At 43.4% G+C, this 19261-nt stretch carries 10 protein-coding genes; 4 read left to right on the top strand and 6 right to left on the bottom strand.

Features of this window, described 5'->3' with window-relative positions:
- Positions 1-7: 7 nt before the first annotated feature.
- Positions 8-2683, bottom strand: a complete 2676-nt coding sequence (locus GQA99_RS02715) for a DNA translocase FtsK (RefSeq protein ID WP_160052325.1) — start codon at positions 2681-2683, stop codon at positions 8-10.
- A 551-nt stretch (positions 2684-3234) separates the two neighbouring features.
- On the bottom strand, positions 3235-3732 hold the full coding sequence (gene lrp / locus GQA99_RS02710) for a leucine-responsive transcriptional regulator Lrp (RefSeq protein WP_160052324.1): 498 nt from the start codon (positions 3730-3732) through the stop codon (positions 3235-3237).
- A gap of 178 nt (positions 3733-3910) precedes the next feature.
- Here lrp and ald point away from each other — a divergent pair, with 178 nt between their 5' ends.
- On the top strand, positions 3911-5026 hold the full coding sequence (ald, locus tag GQA99_RS02705; RefSeq protein ID WP_160052323.1) for an alanine dehydrogenase: 1116 nt from the start codon (positions 3911-3913) through the stop codon (positions 5024-5026).
- A 177-nt stretch (positions 5027-5203) separates the two neighbouring features.
- Here ald and GQA99_RS02700 read toward each other — a convergent pair whose 3' ends face one another.
- The 4 genes from GQA99_RS02700 to GQA99_RS02685 all read right to left on the bottom strand — a co-directional run bounded on the left by GQA99_RS02700 (position 5204) and on the right by GQA99_RS02685 (position 12114).
- A complete protein-coding gene (locus tag GQA99_RS02700) occupies positions 5204-7462 on the bottom strand; it encodes a sensor domain-containing phosphodiesterase (RefSeq protein ID WP_160052322.1) in 2259 nt (752 codons plus the stop codon).
- 239 nt (positions 7463-7701) lie between these two features.
- Complete coding sequence (locus tag GQA99_RS02695; protein WP_160052321.1) at positions 7702-8916, bottom strand: RsmB/NOP family class I SAM-dependent RNA methyltransferase; 1215 nt, start codon at positions 8914-8916, stop codon at positions 7702-7704.
- 126 nt (positions 8917-9042) lie between these two features.
- Complete coding sequence (locus GQA99_RS02690) at positions 9043-10311, bottom strand: sugar MFS transporter (protein ID WP_160052320.1); 1269 nt, start codon at positions 10309-10311, stop codon at positions 9043-9045.
- A 171-nt stretch (positions 10312-10482) separates the two neighbouring features.
- A complete protein-coding gene (locus tag GQA99_RS02685; protein ID WP_160052319.1) occupies positions 10483-12114 on the bottom strand; it encodes an alpha-glucosidase family protein in 1632 nt (543 codons plus the stop codon).
- 530 nt (positions 12115-12644) lie between these two features.
- Here GQA99_RS02685 and GQA99_RS02680 point away from each other — a divergent pair.
- The 3 genes from GQA99_RS02680 (at position 12645) to GQA99_RS02670 (ending at position 18979) form a co-directional block, all read left to right on the top strand.
- Positions 12645-15365 carry a TonB-dependent receptor gene (locus tag GQA99_RS02680; protein ID WP_160052318.1) on the top strand — a complete coding sequence of 907 codons (2721 nt, stop codon included), beginning with the start codon at positions 12645-12647 and terminating at the stop codon, positions 15363-15365.
- 100 nt (positions 15366-15465) lie between these two features.
- Entirely contained in the window at positions 15466-16989 is a 1524-nt protein-coding gene (locus GQA99_RS02675; RefSeq protein WP_160052317.1) for a tryptophan halogenase family protein, read from the top strand.
- A gap of 70 nt (positions 16990-17059) precedes the next feature.
- Positions 17060-18979 (top strand): glycoside hydrolase family 13 protein, encoded by a 1920-nt coding sequence (locus GQA99_RS02670; RefSeq protein ID WP_160052316.1) that lies wholly within the window; start codon positions 17060-17062, stop codon positions 18977-18979.
- Positions 18980-19261 lie beyond the last annotated feature (282 nt).

Genomic DNA, 19261 nt, shown 5'->3' with positions numbered 1-19261 from the left:
ATTAATCCTATTGGCTTCTTGGTGGTGGCGGTGCCAACACCTCGCGGTTACCATTGTGGCCTTGCGAACTCACAATACCCTGGCCTTCCATCATTTCAATGATGCGAGCGGCACGGTTGTAACCAATCTTAAATTTACGTTGCACGCTTGAAATAGAGCCTCGGCGCGTTTCGGTTACAAACGCCACGGCATCATCATAAAGCGCATCATATTCTTCTTCAGTATCTGAAGTTTCGCCCGGCAGCAATACTTGCTCACCTTCTGACACCCCATTTAAAATTTCATCAATATATTGTGGCTGACCACGTTCACACCAATCGGCTACTACTTTGTGGACTTCATGGTCGTCAATAAATGCGCCGTGGACCCGGTTAGGAACACTCGTGCCGGGCGGTAAATACAGCATGTCACCCATGCCTAATAAGGTTTCAGCGCCTTGTTGATCTAAAATAGTGCGCGAGTCGATACGTGACGACACCTGGAACGCAATACGGGTTGGGATGTTGGCTTTAATCAAACCGGTGATCACATCAACCGATGGGCGCTGTGTCGCTAATATTAAGTGAATGCCTGCCGCACGCGCTTTTTGAGCAATACGGGCAATAAGCTCTTCGACTTTTTTACCCACAATCATAATCATGTCGGCAAATTCATCGACAATCACCACAATTGACGGCAGCTTTTCTAATGGCGGCGCTTCATCTAGCATGCTCTCAGATGATTTCCATAATGGATCGGGTATGTATTCACCTTTGGCGGCCGCTTCTTTAATTTTGTAGTTGTAACCTTTTAAGTTACGTACGCCTAATGCCGACATTAATTTGTAACGACGTTCCATTTCGCCGACACACCATCGCAGTGCATTTGCGGCTTCTTTCATGTCGGTAACCACTTCGCACAATAAGTGTGGGATCCCTTCATACACCGACAGTTCAAGCATTTTAGGGTCAATCATAATAAAGCGCACATCATCAGGGCCAGACTTATACAACAAGCTGGTGATCATCGCGTTAACCCCAACAGACTTACCTGAGCCTGTCGTACCAGCTACTAATAAATGCGGCATTTTACCTAAATCAACCACAACGGGCTCACCGGCGATGTCTTGGCCAAGTACCATCGATAAGGTTGATTTACTGTCGTTGAACGCTGCGCTGTCTAACACATCGCGCATAAATACGGTCTCACGGAACTTGTTTGGTATCTCGATACCGACATACGCTTTACCCGGAATAACCTCTACAACCCGCACGTTTTCAGCTAATAAAGAACGCGCTAAGTCTTTAGCAAGGTTAGAGATTTTTGAGGCTTTTACCCCGGGTGCTAACTCAAGTTCAAAACGAGTAATCACAGGGCCTGGGTAGACACCAACCACATTGGCGATAATATTAAAATCAGCCAGTTTGGTTTCAACCAGCCTTGCAACCTGATCTAATTCTTCTTCGCTAATCGGGTTTTTCTTACGATCGGGTATATCAAGCAAAGTAATGCTCGGTAACGGATCCATTTTGCGTTTTTCTTGTGGCGCTTGACCATCAATCACCACTAAACCATCAACAATTTTGGCTTCTTTTTTGGGTTGCTTTTGAGCCACCAATGCACCGGTTGAATGCGGCTTTTCAAAGGCGCCGTCAAATGGGTCTGGTGTGACGTCATCGTCAAGATCACGGTCAATATCGCTGTCATCATGCGCACTAAAGCTGACTTCATCGTCATCATCTTTAGTGGCAACCCAGGGTGCAAATGTTGGCTCATCGTCTTCAAGTTTAATCGATGGCTCTTGGCGATCATCGATATCTAATTCGTCATCATCGTGCTCGCGAGGTTCAAATACATCGACCTCTTTAGGTTTACGGCTAAAGAAACTGCGCTTTTTCTTGGCTATTGGCTCAACATCAGCGTTATCATTATGGGTGTCGTGATTAATGACAGGCGCATCTGACCTGGGTTTAGCAAATTTACTGCTCGCCTCGTCTTTAGTGACGGTGTCTTGTTCTTCCATTTCATCACGGCGTTGCTTGAATTTATCAACCAATGACATAAAGCCTTTGGTGTCTTCAGTTTCGCGTTCACGCTTAAATAAAATGGGTAGCGTCCATACTCTTTTGGCACACCAAATAGCCCCAAAGCCAGTCAACTCAATAATCGTTAACCAACTTACGCCAGTGGCTAAGGTAAAACCGGCGCAAATAAAACACATTAATAAGAGTGTGGTACCTAAAGTACTAAAATAAGGCAGCATCGCCTGCCCTATTACATCGCCCGCTACACCACCGGCAGAAAACACAAACATGTTGTCGGCATTCATGCTCACAAGTGCGGCTAGCGCCAACAACATCAGCATAAAACCTATAATGCGTAAGCCGACTGAAAAATAGTCAATTTCAAATACCCGATGAGCACGATTAAAGATGAACCACCCGGTTGTGGCAATAATGACTGGGATTAAAAAGGCAATAAAGCCAAAAAAATAAAACAGCACATCTGCTGTCCAGGCACCTACAGCGCCAGTCCAATTATGAATTTCACCTTGAAAATGCGACTGACTCCAGCCCGGATCATTCGGGTTAAAACTGGATAGCGCCAATAGAATGTAGGTTGCAACCATGCAACAAAGAATTAAACCACCTTCAAGCAAGCGTTGTAAGCCGCTAAGTGTTTTTAGACTATTTTCCTGAGTCAAACGAAAACATCCATAAAAGAGTGAAAAATAAGGGTTAAGATAACAGAATATCACTGTATTTGCAGTGATTATGCACCTTGATTTCGTCAAGCTCAATGGATTGTTATAGGGAATTAATCCAACCAATCAAAAGTGCGATTGAGATGCATAGAATTGAATGATTTATCAACCAAAACAATCAATGATGAACCTATACCCAATCAACTTGAAGATACGTGTTTCAGAGCATCACCGTGTTTTCAATACTAGGCGCGTTAATGCGGTAATGTAGGTACCTTATAAATTAACGCAACAACGCTCTTGATTTAATAATCAGGGAAACACGGTGAAACTCCCAAAGGGCAAGTTTTACACGTGTTTATGCTGTGTTATTGATTTTGGAAAGGGAATAACCATTACCCGCAATCAATGCCTTGCCTAAACGCGTGTAAATTCTTGCTGAAATCGAACATCTTCAGGTTGTTTGGGTATATACGTTGCAGCGCTACGGCCCATCACGATTGAATAAATTGCAGGCTAACAGGTAAAACCACTTACTGATAAAGATAAGGTTATCCTAGATTGTATAAAGCGACTTTATTGGTTTGCTTTACTTCTTCCATCACTACATAAGTACGAGTGTCTGACACAGACGGTAATTTCAGTAAGGTTTCACCTAATAATCGACGATATGCAGACATATCTGATACTCGAGTCTTTAATAAGTAGTCGAAATCACCAGAGACCAAATGACACTCTTGAATATCATCTAGGAGCTGAACGGCGCGATTAAAGCGGTCAAATATGTCTGGCGTGTCTCTGTTTAAGGTTATCTCAACAAACACTAACAGTGATGCCCCTAAAAAATGTGGATTAACCAATGCGGTGTAACCATTGATAAACCCCTGTTTTTCTAGTCGTTTAACTCTTTCTAGGCAAGGTGTAGGGCTTAAGCCAACTCTTTTAGACAACTCTACATTAGAGATGCGTCCGTCAATTTGGAGTTCATGGAGGATGTTGCGATCGATGCGGTCTAAATCTTTAACAGAATAGTTTTTATTACTTGCCATATATTTAACCTTGTTTTGTCCTTAAAACAATATATAAACCTTTTTAAGGGGAATCTTCAGCAGCATAATCTGCTTGACCAGCACTATACTAGAGTTCCCTGAAATAAGCACGTTCAGGTCACAATTAATAACAACTATACCCACTTAAAGTGGGTTTTATGCAAATTGAGGCTCAAAAATGATTATTGGTGTACCAACAGAAATCAAAAACCACGAATACCGTGTTGGCATGGTTCCATCAAGCGTGCGCGAATTGACCATTAAAGGTCATGACGTATTTGTTCAATCAGATGCGGGTGTGGGTATCGGTTTTACTGATCAAGATTATATTGATGCTGGTGCTTCAATTTTAGCAACTGCTGCAGAAGTCTTTGCTAAAGCTGAAATGATTGTAAAAGTGAAAGAGCCGTTAGCAGTTGAACGTGCGATGTTACGTAACGATCAGATTTTATTTACTTATTTACACCTTGCGCCAGATTTAGCGCAAACCAATGATCTTATCGCCAGCGGTGCGGTATGTATCGCTTACGAAACCGTCACAGATGACCGTGGTGGTTTACCGCTACTTGCACCTATGTCAGAAGTGGCTGGCCGTATGTCGATTCAGGCGGGTGCGCGTGCACTTGAAAAATCGCTAGGTGGCCGCGGTATGTTATTAGGTGGCGTACCAGGTGTTGAGCCAGCTAAAGTGGTGATCATCGGTGGCGGCATGGTAGGAACAAACGCAGCGCAAATGGCTGTTGGCATGGGTGCAGACGTGGTTGTACTTGACCGTAGCATTGATGCATTACGTCGTTTAAACGTGCAATTTGGTTCTGCTGTTAAAGCTATTTACTCAACGGCCGATGCCATTGAGCGTCATGTGCTTGAAGCGGATCTTGTGATTGGTGGCGTATTAGTACCCGGTGCTGCTGCACCAAAGCTTATCACTAAAGACATGGTTAAGCGTATGAAGCCAGGCAGTGCAATTGTTGATGTTGCAATCGATCAAGGTGGTTGTGTTGAAACCTCACACGCTACCACTCACCAGGATCCAACTTACATCGTTGATGACGTAGTTCATTACTGTGTTGCTAACATGCCTGGTGCTGTTGCACGTACCTCTACTTTTGCATTAAACAATGCCACGCTTCCTTACATCATCAAGTTAGCTAACCAGGGTTACAAACAAGCTTTATTAAATGACAAACATTTATTAAATGGCTTAAACGTTATCCATGGCAAACTCGTCTGTAAAGAAGTAGCTGAAGCATTAAGTCTTGAGTTTACTGAGCCAAAGAGCATGCTTAACTAATAACCTTTTTGAGGTTAACTCAATTTGGGTTAACTTGGTTTATCTGAAGCAGGTTCAATAAAAATGCCGCATATGATTATGCGGCATTTTTTATTTAGTACTGTCAAACATAAACTTACACTTGAATTCACTGCCAAAATAACCTTGAAACCTCAGCAGACGCTAACATAATAGCGGTTACTTGGTTTGGGCCTGTTTGGCTAATAACTCAAAGAATGCGTGTTCTGGCATCGGTTTGTAGAAAAAATACCCCTGCACGGCTTCAATATTTTGTTGTTTAATAAAATCTAGCTCAGTTTGAGTTTCAACGCCTTCAGCGACAATCGATAAATCTAAAGCACGGCTCATACTGACAATGGCTTCAATGAGTGCTTCATGTCGAGTACCCATTGATATTTTTTGGATGAATGACTTATCAATTTTCACCTGATCAACGGGGAAATTCGCCAGGTATGATAACGATGAATAGCCAGTACCAAAATCATCAACCGATATTTGCATACCACGATGCCTTAATTCGATAAGAAGTTGGTTAATGGTATCAAGCTGCTTCATCATCAGCGACTCGGTGATTTCTAAGGTAATCAATGAGTACGGAAACCCCTGAGCACCGAACTCGGCTTCTTTGGCATCAAAGTACGCTAAAAATCGTTGCTGCAATTCGCTAGTCCAAAACTCGATAGTCGACACATTAATCGATAGTGGGATCGCTAAACCACGTTTTTGTAAGGTAGTAATAGTATCAATAGCCTGGTTTCTTACCCACTCGCCTATTTGCACGATAAAACCAGACTCTTCAGCTATTGGAATAAACTCATCAGGCGAGACAAAACTGCCATCGTATTGCCAACGTAATAACACCTCAGCCTTAACAATTAAACCGGTATTTGGGTTTACTATTGGTTGGTAATAAAGTGCAAATTGTTGCTCATTAATGGCCGTTTTTAGCCGCAGGTGAAGTTCGGCATTACGTTCTGCATCTTTTTGAATTTGCTGGTTAAAAAATTTAAAACAATTACGTCCATGTGACTTAGCGTTATACATCGCTTGCGTGGCACAATTTAAAATTTGCTCAACTTTGTCGGCATCGTCTGGGTATCTCGCTAGGCCCGTGCTGATCGTCAATTTAAGGTGTTGCCCGCCCACTGAAAAGGGATTGTCTAATACCGCCGATACATCATGAACCATACTGATGAGCGAATCTGTCGACATTTCGCCTGGGAATACTAAGGCAAACTCATCAGCGGCAATCCGAGACAGCAACACATTTTCAGGGATAACACTCGACAAACGTTTAGCCATCAAGGTCAGTACTAAGTCACCTTTATCATGGCCTAATGTATCGTTAATTTGTTTAAAATGGTCAATGTCTATCAACATCAAGCTAAACTGTTTTTCGTTTTTTTTATGTAAATCATCAGGTTCAATGATGCTTTGTAAGCTGTCGAACAAATATTTACGATTTGCTAAACCGGTTAATTGATCATAATTTGTTTGGAAATGAATGGTTTGCTCGGCATTTTTTCTGGCTGAAATATCATTAATTAACCAGGCAAAACAATTTTGCTGAGTAAACGAGTCACGTATCACCGCTACGGTTAACGATATATCAATAATGTCGTTATCGGTTCTTAAGCCTTTTAACTCTCCCTGCCAGGCATGGCCTCTCGATAAATGATCGAATAAATCGGCAATTTGCTCGGCGGGTGAATGGCTTAAAAATCGCTGTACATCAAATAATTTGAGATTGGCGTAATAAGTTGAGGTTAACGATTTAAAAATCGGGTTCGCCGACAGTACTGAATTGTCTTCAGAGGTGATCACCAGGGCGATGGGTAGGCTGTTAAAAATTTTACTGCTCAAGCGTTGAACATGCATACCACGGCTGCGCTCAATGGCCAGGCTTGCTAGACGAGCCGCTTCTTGAATTAAAATTAAATCCTGATCAGTAGGTGATTTTATGGTGTCGTAATACATGGCAAATGTGCCGAGCACTTTGCCATCACTGTCTTTAATCGGCTCCGACCAACAGGCTTTTAAGCCACAATCGATAGGGATTTCTTTGTATTGTTGCCAATTAGGATGTGTATCAATATCTTCAACAATCACTCGCTGACTTAAAAAAGCTGCAGCACCACATGAGCCAACTTGAGGACCAATTTCAACGCCATTAATCGCCTGGTTATAAGCATCGGGTAAATTAGGGGCAGCGCCCGATATTAAGCGTTTACCGTCATCGCTGATTAATAATACTGATGCGCGAGTGCCTATCTTTTGCGCTTCAATAAGCAACACTAATGCGTTCAGCATTTCGCCGAGTGGCAGACCTTGCAACACCATATTCAAGATAGTGCTATAGCGTTCTAATCTTGACTCATGATAACCCTCTTGTTGAGGTTGTTGGGCGGTATTGTCGGTATTCGGTCCTATATCCATATGGCTCCGTAATGGTATGAGTTAACTCATATTACAGCTCAATAATATGTTAATAAGATTATGCATTTATAGAACGTTTATCAATGTAAAATTCAGCTTTTATTCGATAAAGTGCTATGAAATCTATTCTTTATTGTACAAATAAAAAAACGGTGCCTAAAAAAGCACCGTTAAGTAATTGTTAACTATCAGTTACAGCAAACACTAATTAATTAAGTTGATACAACCTTGCTCAAATATTATTCTGCAATGCGTTCCATCTTAGCAAGATAGAAGCCGTCAAAACCGCGCTCAGACACTAAAATATTTTCATCACCTAATAAAGTAAACTGCGGGTTTTGTGCTAAAAACGCATCCACTTGCTGACGGTTTTCTTCTGGCATAATTGAACACGTTGCGTAAATGAGCATTCCGCCCACTTTGACCATGCGGCTGTAGCTTTGCAAAATATGCTTTTGCAGTTCAATTAGCACTGGCAAACGCTCTGGCGTATCACGCCATTTTGAATCTGGGTTACGCTTTAGTACACCTAAGCCTGAACATGGCACATCTAACAAAACGCGATCGGCTGTAAGCTTTAAACGTTTGATGGTTTTAGAGCTGGCAATAATGCGGGTTTCAACATTATGCGCGCCGGCACGTTTGGCACGGGTTTTAAGATTGTCGAGTTTCCATTGCTCAACATCCATCGCTAATAAGCGGCCTTTACCTTGCATTTGGGCAGCAATATGCAGCGTTTTACCACCCGCACCAGCGCAGGCATCCACCACACGCATGCCAGGTTTTGCACCGACTGCATCGGCCACTAATTGCGAGCCGGCATCTTGTTGCTCAAACCAGCCATCTTTAAAAGCATCGGTACGAAACAGTGCAGAATCTGAGGTCACTTCAACGGCAGAGGTAACATCGGGCAATGTAACGGCTGTTACGCCCTCTTTTTGTAAGCGAGCAATTAGTTTTTCACGGTCGCACTTAAGCTCGTTAACACGTAAGTAACGCTTAGGTTGTTCAGCTAATGCGGCGCGCTCGGCAGGCCATTTGTCGCCTAATTGAGTTTGCCCGAGCTCGTTTAGCCATTCTGGGCATCCATCCCACAACACAGGATCGGCTTTGGCTTTTTCAAGGTTGGCATCAAATGATGCTTGTTCGATTTGCAACGAGTACTGCATTTTAGGCAAATCAAGGCCATGAAATACATGCCAGCCATTTAGCAGTTTTGAACCCTGACGGTCAAACTCATCTGGGGTGATATCCACTAAAAAACAATACAGATTAAGTCGACGTAAAATATCGCCAGTAACTTGGGTGATCCGCGCTTGCTCTGATGGATTAAGCGATAAACCAGAAAAGTGCTCTGAATAAGCTCGGTCTAATGGTTTTCCTCGGGTTAACACCATCGTCAGTACGTTTAATACTAATTCAGATGAACTGCCAGACAGCGGGTAAGTTAACATGGGCTCTCTCATAAAATAACAATCAGTGTAAAAACGTGCCGATCATAGGGATTTAGGCCACTGATAGCAAGAAAAAGCGACCCGAAGGTCGCTTAGTGTGTATGGCAATGAAAGTGATATCACCATTTACATTTTTGACCCTTTCGCGCCATAGAACAAAATAAAGCCATAACACACAACCGGTAAAATAAAGGCTAATTGCAAACCCATAGCATCAGCCATTACACCTTGTAATAGTGGTACTATCGCACCACCGACAATGGCTAAACATAAAATACCGCTGCCCTGTGATGTATGAGGACCTAAGCCACGTAATGCCAGACTAAAAATCGTTGGGAACATAATAGAGTTAAATAATCCCACGGCTAAAATTGACCACATCGCTACTGCGCCGCTGCTAGTCATTGCCACTAATATTAATCCCGCTGCCACTAACGCATTAAACGCTAATAAGGTGCCCGCCGGGATTTTTTGCATTACTGCAGAACCAATGAAGCGACCTACCATTGCTCCGCCCCAGTAATAGGTAATGTATTTTGCCGCATCAGCTTCTTTCAATCCGGCGATATGTTCTTCACCTAAGAAGTTAACTAAAAAGCTACCAATTGACACTTCTGCGCCAACATAAACAAAGATACCTACCGCGCCCAACACCAAGTGAGTGCTTTGCCATGCACTGGTTTTTCCGTTATGGGTAACAACGCCATTATTGTCTGACACTTCATTGTGTTCAGCAATGGTCGGTAAATTTAGTTTAGAAAAGATCAATGCTAGCAAACCCAGCATACCTGCCAAAATTAGGTATGGCAGTTTAACGACTTCAGCTTCGGCTTGTGCATGGCTTAGGCCTTCAACTGCGCCACTTGCCACAGATAAAATCAAAACAGCACCAAAATAAGGAGCGACCGTAGTACCTAGCGCATTAAATGCCTGAGTTAGGTTTAAGCGACTCGATGCAGTTTCAACGCTACCTAAGGCATTGACATAAGGGTTAGCGGCAACTTGTAATATAGTAATACCCGATGCCAATACAAATAGCGCGCCTAAAAATAGACCATATGTGGCCAGCGCGGCGGCAGGATAAAACAATAAACAGCCTACACAGGCGATTAATAATCCGCATACTATGCCTTTTTGATATCCCATCTTTTTGACTAACTTACCGGCCGGCAATGACACTAAAAAGTAAGCACCAAAAAAGCAGAATTGGATCAGCATGGCTTCGGTATAGTTAAGCGAGAACACCGCTTTTAAATGCGGAATTAAAATGTCGTTTAAGCAGGTGATAAACCCCCACATAAAAAACAACGATGTTAATGACACCAGAGCAAAACGGTAATTACCATTACCTCCGTCTGTTGTGGTGTGTTGTGTACTTTGCATTGTTGAAGCCATAATTGGTCTCTTCTTGTTAGTTATGTAGATTGCGTTATGTTGATTTTAATTTAGGTATTTTGGATATCTGCTGTGATATCACTGTGATGACATACCAAGGAAAATTCAATTCGATATACCGCGTTTAGATCAAAAAAGCCGAAGTACTCTGAGTATTTCGGCTTAATTAAATTAGTCTATAAAGGCATAAAAGCTGCTAAAGCTTGGCAACACAATGGTGTTTGCTTGCTGCTTATCTTGATGCCCTGTGGCTAGCCCATGTCCATCAAGCACACTGTTAACCTTAATGTCAGCTAACTCAAACTGTGATTGCTGAATCGATAAGTTAAATAATACCAACATCCGCTGCGAACCCAATGTTCTAACAAACGCCAACACATTTGGGTGTGCATCGACAAATTGGATATCACCGTCAATTAACACATTCTGTTGTTTACGCCATGCTAAAAAGTGACGATAACTGTTTAAAATAGAGTCGCTATCGACTTCTTGTACATCCACTGCACTATCGATGTGCTCTGCTGAGATGGGTAACCAGGGTTGTGTATGGCTAAAGCCGGCATTGTCGGCAGACTTAACCCAGGGCATTGGCGTACGACAACCATCACGACCTTTAAACATTGGCCAAAAGGTAATGCCAAACGGGTCTTGTAACTGGTTAAATTCGATTGGCGCCTCGGTTAACCCTAACTCTTCGCCTTGATAGCTGCAGACACTACCGCGTAACGAAAACAACATGGCATTGAGCATTTTAACCATGGTCGGGTTAGCTTGCTCTTTACCCCAACGCGTGGCAACACGTTGAACATCGTGGTTGCCAATTGCCCAACATGGCCAACCGTCACCAATACTGGCTTCTAATTCTTCTACTGTTTGGCGAATATAGGCCGCACTAAAATCATCGGTTAATAACTCAAAACTGTAGGCCATATGTAAACGATCATCGCCCTGAGTGTATTCGGCCATAGTAGCGAGTGAATCTTCTGACGAGACTTCACCTAATGTCACCGCGCCAGGATAGCGGTTAATCAATGCACGTAACTCTTCAATAAAGCCCACCGTTTGCGGACGGGTATTATTGTAATAATGATATTGGTACGCATAAGGATTGTCTTCGCTGAACCCGCGGCCTTGGCGTTGGTCTTTCGGTTTAGCAGGGTTGTCGCGTAATTGCTCATCATGATAACAAAACGTGATTGCATCAAGACGGAAACCATCGACACCCTTTTTAAGCCAAAACTCGACGTTGTTTAACACCGCCTGACGCACCTGTGGGCAATGGAAATTTAAATCTGGTTGGCTTTTAAGGAAGTTATGTAAGTAATACTGCTGACGACGAGGCTCCCATTCCCATGCACAACCACCAAAAATAGCTAACCAGTTGTTTGGCGCGCTACCATCATCTTTAGGATCCGCCCACACGTACCAATCAGCTTTATCGTTATCACGACTTTGGCGACTTTGCTCAAACCACGCATGTTGATCAGAGGTATGACTTAATACCTGGTCAATAACCACTTTAATATTGCGTAGATGTGCCTGTTCAATAAGTTGATCAAAATCAGCCATGGTGCCAAATAACGGGTCAATTTCAAGATAGTCACTGATGTCGTAACCAAAATCTTTCATTGGTGATTTAAAGAAAGGAGAAATCCATATCGCATCAACATTGAGGCTAGCAATATAATCAAGCTTGGCAATAATGCCCTGCAAGTCACCGACGCCATCGCCATTCGAATCCATCAAACTGCGAGGATAGACTTGATAAATCACTCCTCCGCGCCACCAGGTTACCTGACCCATTGTTTCCCCTTAAAGTAAGTTAACCCGTCCCAAGACCCGAAAGTTAACTTTATGTTGCGAACGAGTAACGGTCCGCTGTTGTTTTATTGTTATCCCTGAGGATACGTGAATAAGGAAATCAGGTTCAATACACCTGCATACGTATGCAAAGAAATAAATAGCTTAATTACGTCACACATAACGATTTATATTATTTATAAACAGCAACTTAGACATTATTTAAATGCTAACCACAATGGCTTTTAAATATACAATTGCCGCTCTAAACCTCTGCAGAGAGCTTTGAATACGTATGCATAATATTGTCGGCAAAAGTGTACTGGGAGTAGTATCGTCACTGTTGTGCAACAATTTGGTCATAACTCCAGCACTTATGCAGTCACTTATAATAATTATTTATCATAGATATTTATCATAGTTATTAAGCATGCTGGGGCATAAACACAATAAAGACTGTAACCAAAATTCAAAAGAACACTAACACTCGACCTAAATCCAGCTGTTAAGTGTTCACTAAAGGGGAAAGATGAATGTTGCTATTTAAACCGAGCCTACTTACGTTAGCATTAGCTGCCGCGGGTGCCAGTATCAGCGCTTACGCTGCAGATGATGTACAAACAACAGAAACCGCTGAAGAAAATATTGAAGTGATCCAGGTCACTGGTATTCGTCGCAGTTTACAAGAATCACAATCATTAAAAATGTCTTCATCTTCAATCGTTGAAGCCATTTCTGCAGAAGACATTGGTAAATTACCAGACGTCAGTATCGCGGAATCTCTAGCACGTTTACCCGGCATTGCCGCACAGCGTCTTGATGGCCGTGCAAACGTTATTTCTATTCGTGGCTTAGGCCCAGACTTTACTACCGCCACCTTAAACGGTCGCGAACAAGCGTCAGTCAACGACAACCGTGGCGTTGAATTTGACCAATACCCTTCTGAATTACTTAACCGTGTTGTGGTGTATAAAACCCCTGATGCCTCGGTCATGGCACAAGCCATCGGCGGCACAGTAGACATGCAAACCATTAGCCCATTAACCCATGGCGAGCAAACCTTTGCCATGTCATTACGTGGCGAAATGAACGATTTAGGTTCATTAAACAGTGGTTCAGAAGACACTGGCTACCGCGGCAGCATTTCATACATTGACCAGTTTGCTGACGACACTATCGGTATTGCATTAGGCTATGCTCGTATGATGTCGCCAAACCAAGAAGAGCGCTGGCAGGCTTGGGGTTACCCAGAAAATGCTGAAGGCGATAGCGTATTAGGTGGAGCAAAACCATTTGTTCGTTCAAGCGAATTAGAGCGCGATGGTGTGTTAGCGGTATTTGAATATGCACCTAACGAGCAATTTACCTCTGTGGTTGATATTTACTACACCAAATTTACCGATGACCAACGTTTACGTGGTATTGAAATCCCAGCAGCTTGGGGTAGCAACGGTGGTGTTTCTGCATTAACGACAGAAAATGGTTTAGTGACTCAAGGCACCATTAATGGCGCTGAAGTTGTGGTACGTAACGATGTCAACAAACGTGATGCTGACTCGTTATCAATTGGCTGGAACAACAAATACACCATCAATGATAACTGGCGCGTTGAAGCTGACATTGCAATGTCAAAAGCCGATCGTACCGACATTGGTATGGAAAGTTACAGCGGCACAGGTCGTGGTACTGGTGTTGGCGCGGTTGATGACTTAGGTTTTGCCTATAATGGCGATGGCGGTTATGACTTTACTCACAACTTAGATTACGCCGATCCAAATGTGATTAAATTAGGCGACCCACTCGGCTGGGGCAGCCCATTAGGGCCTAACACCCAAGACGGTTTTATCAATAAACCAGAAATTGAAGATGAGCTAAACTCGTTCCGTTTAAGTGCTGAGTACATCTTTGATGAAGGCGCTGTTCGTAGCGTTGAATTTGGTGTTAATCGCACAAATCGCGACAAGAGTAAGCTTGATAAAGGCTATTACTTAACACTTGCCGGCTACGATGGGTCAGATAACTACCTAGAAACCGTGCCAGATCAATTCTTACTATCACCAACTTCACTCGACTTTTTCGGTATGGGTGATGTACTTAGCTACGACTCATTAGCATTTTATAATGCCGGCGGTTACACCGAAACTGACGTAGCAGATGTCGATTTATCTCGTGCAACTAACTCTTGGGCCATTTCAGAAGAAGTCTCTACCGTGTTTGTTAAAGCAAACCTTGAATCTGAATTAATGGGTTTCCCACTAACGGGTAACGTCGGTTTACAAGCGGTACATACTGACCAAAGTTCAGACGGCACGGTTGCAACCGTAGAAGATGGTAACGTGGTATTAACGCCTCGCACCGCGGGTGACTCTTACGTTGAATGGTTACCGAGCATGAATTTAGGCTTTGAAGTTGCCGACGGTCAAATGGTTCGCTTTGCTGCAGCACGTACCCTAACCCGTGCGCGTATGGACAAAATGAATGCTAACGTTAACTTTAGCTACAATGAAAATCCAAACGACGGTGTTAACTGGTCAGGTGGTGCAGGTAATCCTGAATTACGTCCTTGGTTAGCGCGTCAATATGACATTAGCTACGAAAACTACTTTAGCGATCAAGGTTACTTCTCGTTAGCTGTTTTCTATAAAGACCTAGAAAACTACGTCTATGACCAACAATCAGCCTTTGATTTTAGTACTATTTTACCTCAAGGTCCTGACGACAACCCAATCGGGCTTGTGTCTCAACCACAAAATGGTCAAGGCGGTTATGTACAAGGTATTGAAGCCTCTTTATCGCTAGATTTTGGCTTGTTTGCTGATCAACTTGAAGGTTTTGGTACCATCTTAAGTGGTTCTTATAACGACAGTGAAGTGAAAGAAACCTCAGATAGCGCGGCGACAACATTACCAGGCTTATCAGAAAAAACCTTTAACGCAACGGTTTATTATGAGAACGCCGGCTTTGAAGCACGTATTAGTTCTCGCTACCGTAGTGATTTCCTAGGTGAAGTGACCGCAATCAGCTTAACGCGCGTTAACGTTAACGTGAAAGCTGAAACCGTAGTCGATGCGCAAATTGGTTATGACTTTACCGAAAGCGGCATCGATGCACTATACGGTCTATCGGTTCAGTTCCAGGTCAACAACCTAACCAATGAGCCCTTTACCTCGTACACAGGTGAAGATGCACGCCACGTTCGTGATTATCAAAACTATGGCCGTAACTTTATGTTAGGTGCTAACTACAAGTTCTAAACGGCTTGTAATATAAAACCTCCCTCAAAAGCCTCTGTACCTTTTACAGGGGCTTTTTTAATTTATTGCACTCATCACACAATAAACAAAGGCGATAACAATGAAACAAACAACAATAAAAAACATTGTCATTGTGGGCGGCGGCACCTCAGGGTGGATGACAGCGGCCATGCTAGCGAGGTTGTTCAACACCCAACTCCATATTACTCTCATCGAGTCTGACGCCATTGGCACTATTGGTGTGGGCGAAGCGACAATCCCACCGCTACAAATTTTTAATAGTGTGCTGGGCATTAAAGAAAGCGACTTTATTAACGCAACCCAAGCCACTTATAAATTGGGCATCGAATTTGAAAACTGGTATCAGCAAGGTGATGCTTACATGCACGCCTTTGGCAATGTAGGCCGCGACCTAGGTTTTACATCATTCCACCATTATTGGCTTTGCGCCCAGGCAGCTCACAACGCTGACTCAAACTCGCAATACAATCCGGCAGACTTTTGGCGTTATTCCATTAATTACCAGGCCGCTAAACACAATAAATTTCAGCCTATTGCCACTATTCCCAATGCACAAATGTCGGGCATTACTCATGCCTACCATTTTGATGCCAGCTTATATGCCACCATGCTGCAACAATATTGCTCGCAACGCAGTGTTAAGCGCCTTGAAGGTAAAATAGATAACACCATACTTGATAGCAGCGGCAATATTGCCAGTGTGATCTTGCAAAGCGGCCAAACCATCGCCGGTGATTTATTTATCGACTGCTCGGGCTTTTCTGCCCTATTAATAGAGCAAGCGCTCGGTGTCGATTATGAAAACTGGCAACATTGGCTACCTTGTGACAGTGCCTACGCCGTGCCGTGTGAAAGTACCCATCCACTGCTGCCCTACACTAAAGCCACCGCACATGATGCAGGTTGGCAATGGCGGATCCCGCTGCAACATCGCACCGGCAATGGCATTGTTTATAGCAGCCAATACATGAGTGATGCACAAGCAAAACAACTATTACTCGCCAACCTTGATGGCACACCATTAGCTGAGCCCCGTAAAATCAATTTCACCACGGGCAGACGGGTAACGCAGTGGCATAAAAACTGTATCGCGATTGGTTTATCGAGCGGATTTTTAGAGCCGCTAGAATCCACCAGCTTACATTTAGTGCAATCGGCGATAATTCGTCTAACTAAATTGTTTCCGCATCACGGCATTCAATCTCAACAAGTGGATGAGTTTAATCGTCAATCACAAACTGAGTTTGAACAAATTCGCGACTTTATTATTTTGCACTACCACCTCAACGCCAAACAAACAGAGCCAGATAACCGCGGTTTATGGCAGCATTGCCGCGACATGAGTATTCCCGACAGCCTGCAGCAAAAAATCGATTTATTTAGCCAAACAGCCTGCGTATTTAGGCATCAAGACGAACTGTTTACCGAAGCCGCCTGGATCCAGGTGATGCTCGGCCAGGGCATTAAACCGGCAGACTTTCACCCGCTCGCGGCAGCGGTTGAGCCAGCAGCATTACAAGATTATTTAGGCAACATAAGCAAAGTGATTAACACCACAGTTGCCAACATGCCTGAACATAGCGCGTTTATTAAGGCGCTTTAACCTGTTTACGTTAACCAATAAGACTCATTAACGTTATAAATAACAAGATAAAAACCACATAGGACACAATATGACTTTATCAACTAGCCATATACACACACCAAAGCCAGCAAAAAACCGTTTGTTTGCCGGCTCAGCTTTTTTAGGATTGGCGATGTGTTGCTGTGCATTGTCTGTTAATGCACAGATTAACGTTGAGCCCCTTTCATGGTGGGCAGGGATGCACAATCCACAACTGCAATTATTGGTTGCTGGCGACAATATTCGTGGCCACCAGGTTAAACTGCTCAACGCCCAGGGTGTAAAGCTGGTCAACGTTGAGCAAACCGCAAGCCCCAATCATTTGTTTATCAATTTAGATTTACAAGATGCCAAAGCACAACAACTAAAAATTGGCCTTTATGATAATGATCAGCTAGTCGAACAATTTGATTATGCCATTCAAGCACGGGAGCCTGGAGCGCGCGAACGCCAGGGGTTTAGCAATAAAGATGTGATTTACTTAATCACCCCAGACCGCTTTGTTAACGGCAATCCAGATAACGATAATCACCCAAGCATGCTCGAAAAGAGCGATCGTAGCTTTGATGGTGGTCGTCACGGTGGCGACATTTTGGGGATCCGCAAAGCGCTGCCCTACCTGCACGATTTAGGTGTGACTCAGCTATGGATTAACCCGCTGCTTGAAAACAACCAAGATAAGTATTCTTATCACGGTTATTCAACCACCCATTTTTATCAAATAGACCCACGTTTTGGAACCAACGAAGAGTACCAGGCACTAGTGCAAGAGGCGCGTAGCTTTGGCATTGGGGTGATTAAAGATGTCATTGTGAATCACATGGGCTCAGGTCATCAATGGATGGCCGATTTTCCGAGCGAAACCTGGGTTAACGGCCAACAAGCCTGGCAGCAAAATCCGCAAGACATTCTCTACACCAGCCACCGCCGCACCACAGTACAAGACCCATACGCTGTGACCAGTGACACCGCTGATTTTGACCAAGGCTGGTTTACCGACACCATGCCCGACATGAACCAAACTGATCCACACATGGCAACTTACTTAATTCAAAACAGCATTTGGTGGGTTGAATATGCAGGCTTGAGTGGTATACGCGAAGACACCTACTCTTATGCAGACAAAGCATTTTTAACCCATTGGTCTAAAGCCATTATGGACGAATACCCAAACTTTAATATTGTTGGCGAAGAGTGGACAAGCAACCCGATTACCGTGAGTTATTGGCAGGCAGGTAAACAAAATAACGATGGTTACACCTCATACACCCCAAGTATGATGGACTTTCCACTGTACGACACTTTGATTGCCAGTTTAACCGAGCCAGAAGGCTGGGACACTGGCTTAATTAATTTGTACCAACGCTTAGCCGACGATGTGGTGTATGCCAAGCCGACAGACTTAGTGTTATTTGAGGGCAATCACGACACCAACCGTTTATACAGCTTAATGAAAAACGATTTAGGCTTGTTTAATATCGCAATGGCCTACGTGCTCACCAGTAACCGCATTCCACAGATTTTTTATGGCACTGAAGTGCTAATGCAAAGCCCAAGTGAAGGCAGAAACGATGGCGCGGTGCGCGGTGATTTCCCGGGAGGGTGGCCACAAGATAAGGTCAACGCTTTTACCGGTGAAGGCTTAGATATCCAGCAACAAGCGACATTGTCGTTTATGCGTAGCCTGCTCAATTACCGTAAAAATTCTGCGGCAATACAACACGGCAATTTACGTCATTTTGTGCCTAAAGATGGCGTATACGTGCAAAGCCGCCATGCAGATAATGAAACCTTGTTGATTATTTACAATAAAAATGAGCAAAGCGTAGCGCTCGACTTACAACGCTTTAGCAGCGTATTTAATGGTAATACTCAAGGCGTTGATATTATCAATCAACAATCTTATCAATTAGATACCCCGCTTAAGCTTGAGCAAAAAGGCGTGACTATTTTGTCGCTCAAACGATAAGCTTATACCATTCCGCGTTAGTAAATGATCTCTCAGCGAGAATTTAAAAGGGTTTAAACAAGGCGTATGACTGAATGAATAGTTGTTCTCTTTCGAAGTCATGCAACGCAGTGTAAGCCCTTTTAAAACTCGCCAGAAAGGAATGCCCCAGCGGCTTTTGCTTTGCGTTCTCGCTATTTGAAAGGGAATAACCATTACTACATAGCGACGCCTTAATCAAAAACCGCTGGATGCATTCTGAGTGGTCACTTATTAATGCGGAATGGTATTACACATTGCTAA

Origin of the sequence: Shewanella litoralis (assembly GCF_009828585.1) — a bacterium.
Taxonomy (GTDB): domain Bacteria; phylum Pseudomonadota; class Gammaproteobacteria; order Enterobacterales; family Shewanellaceae; genus Shewanella; species Shewanella litoralis.
The sequence above is the reverse complement of the archived record's forward strand: the minus strand, read 5'-3'. Positions and strand labels throughout refer to the sequence as shown.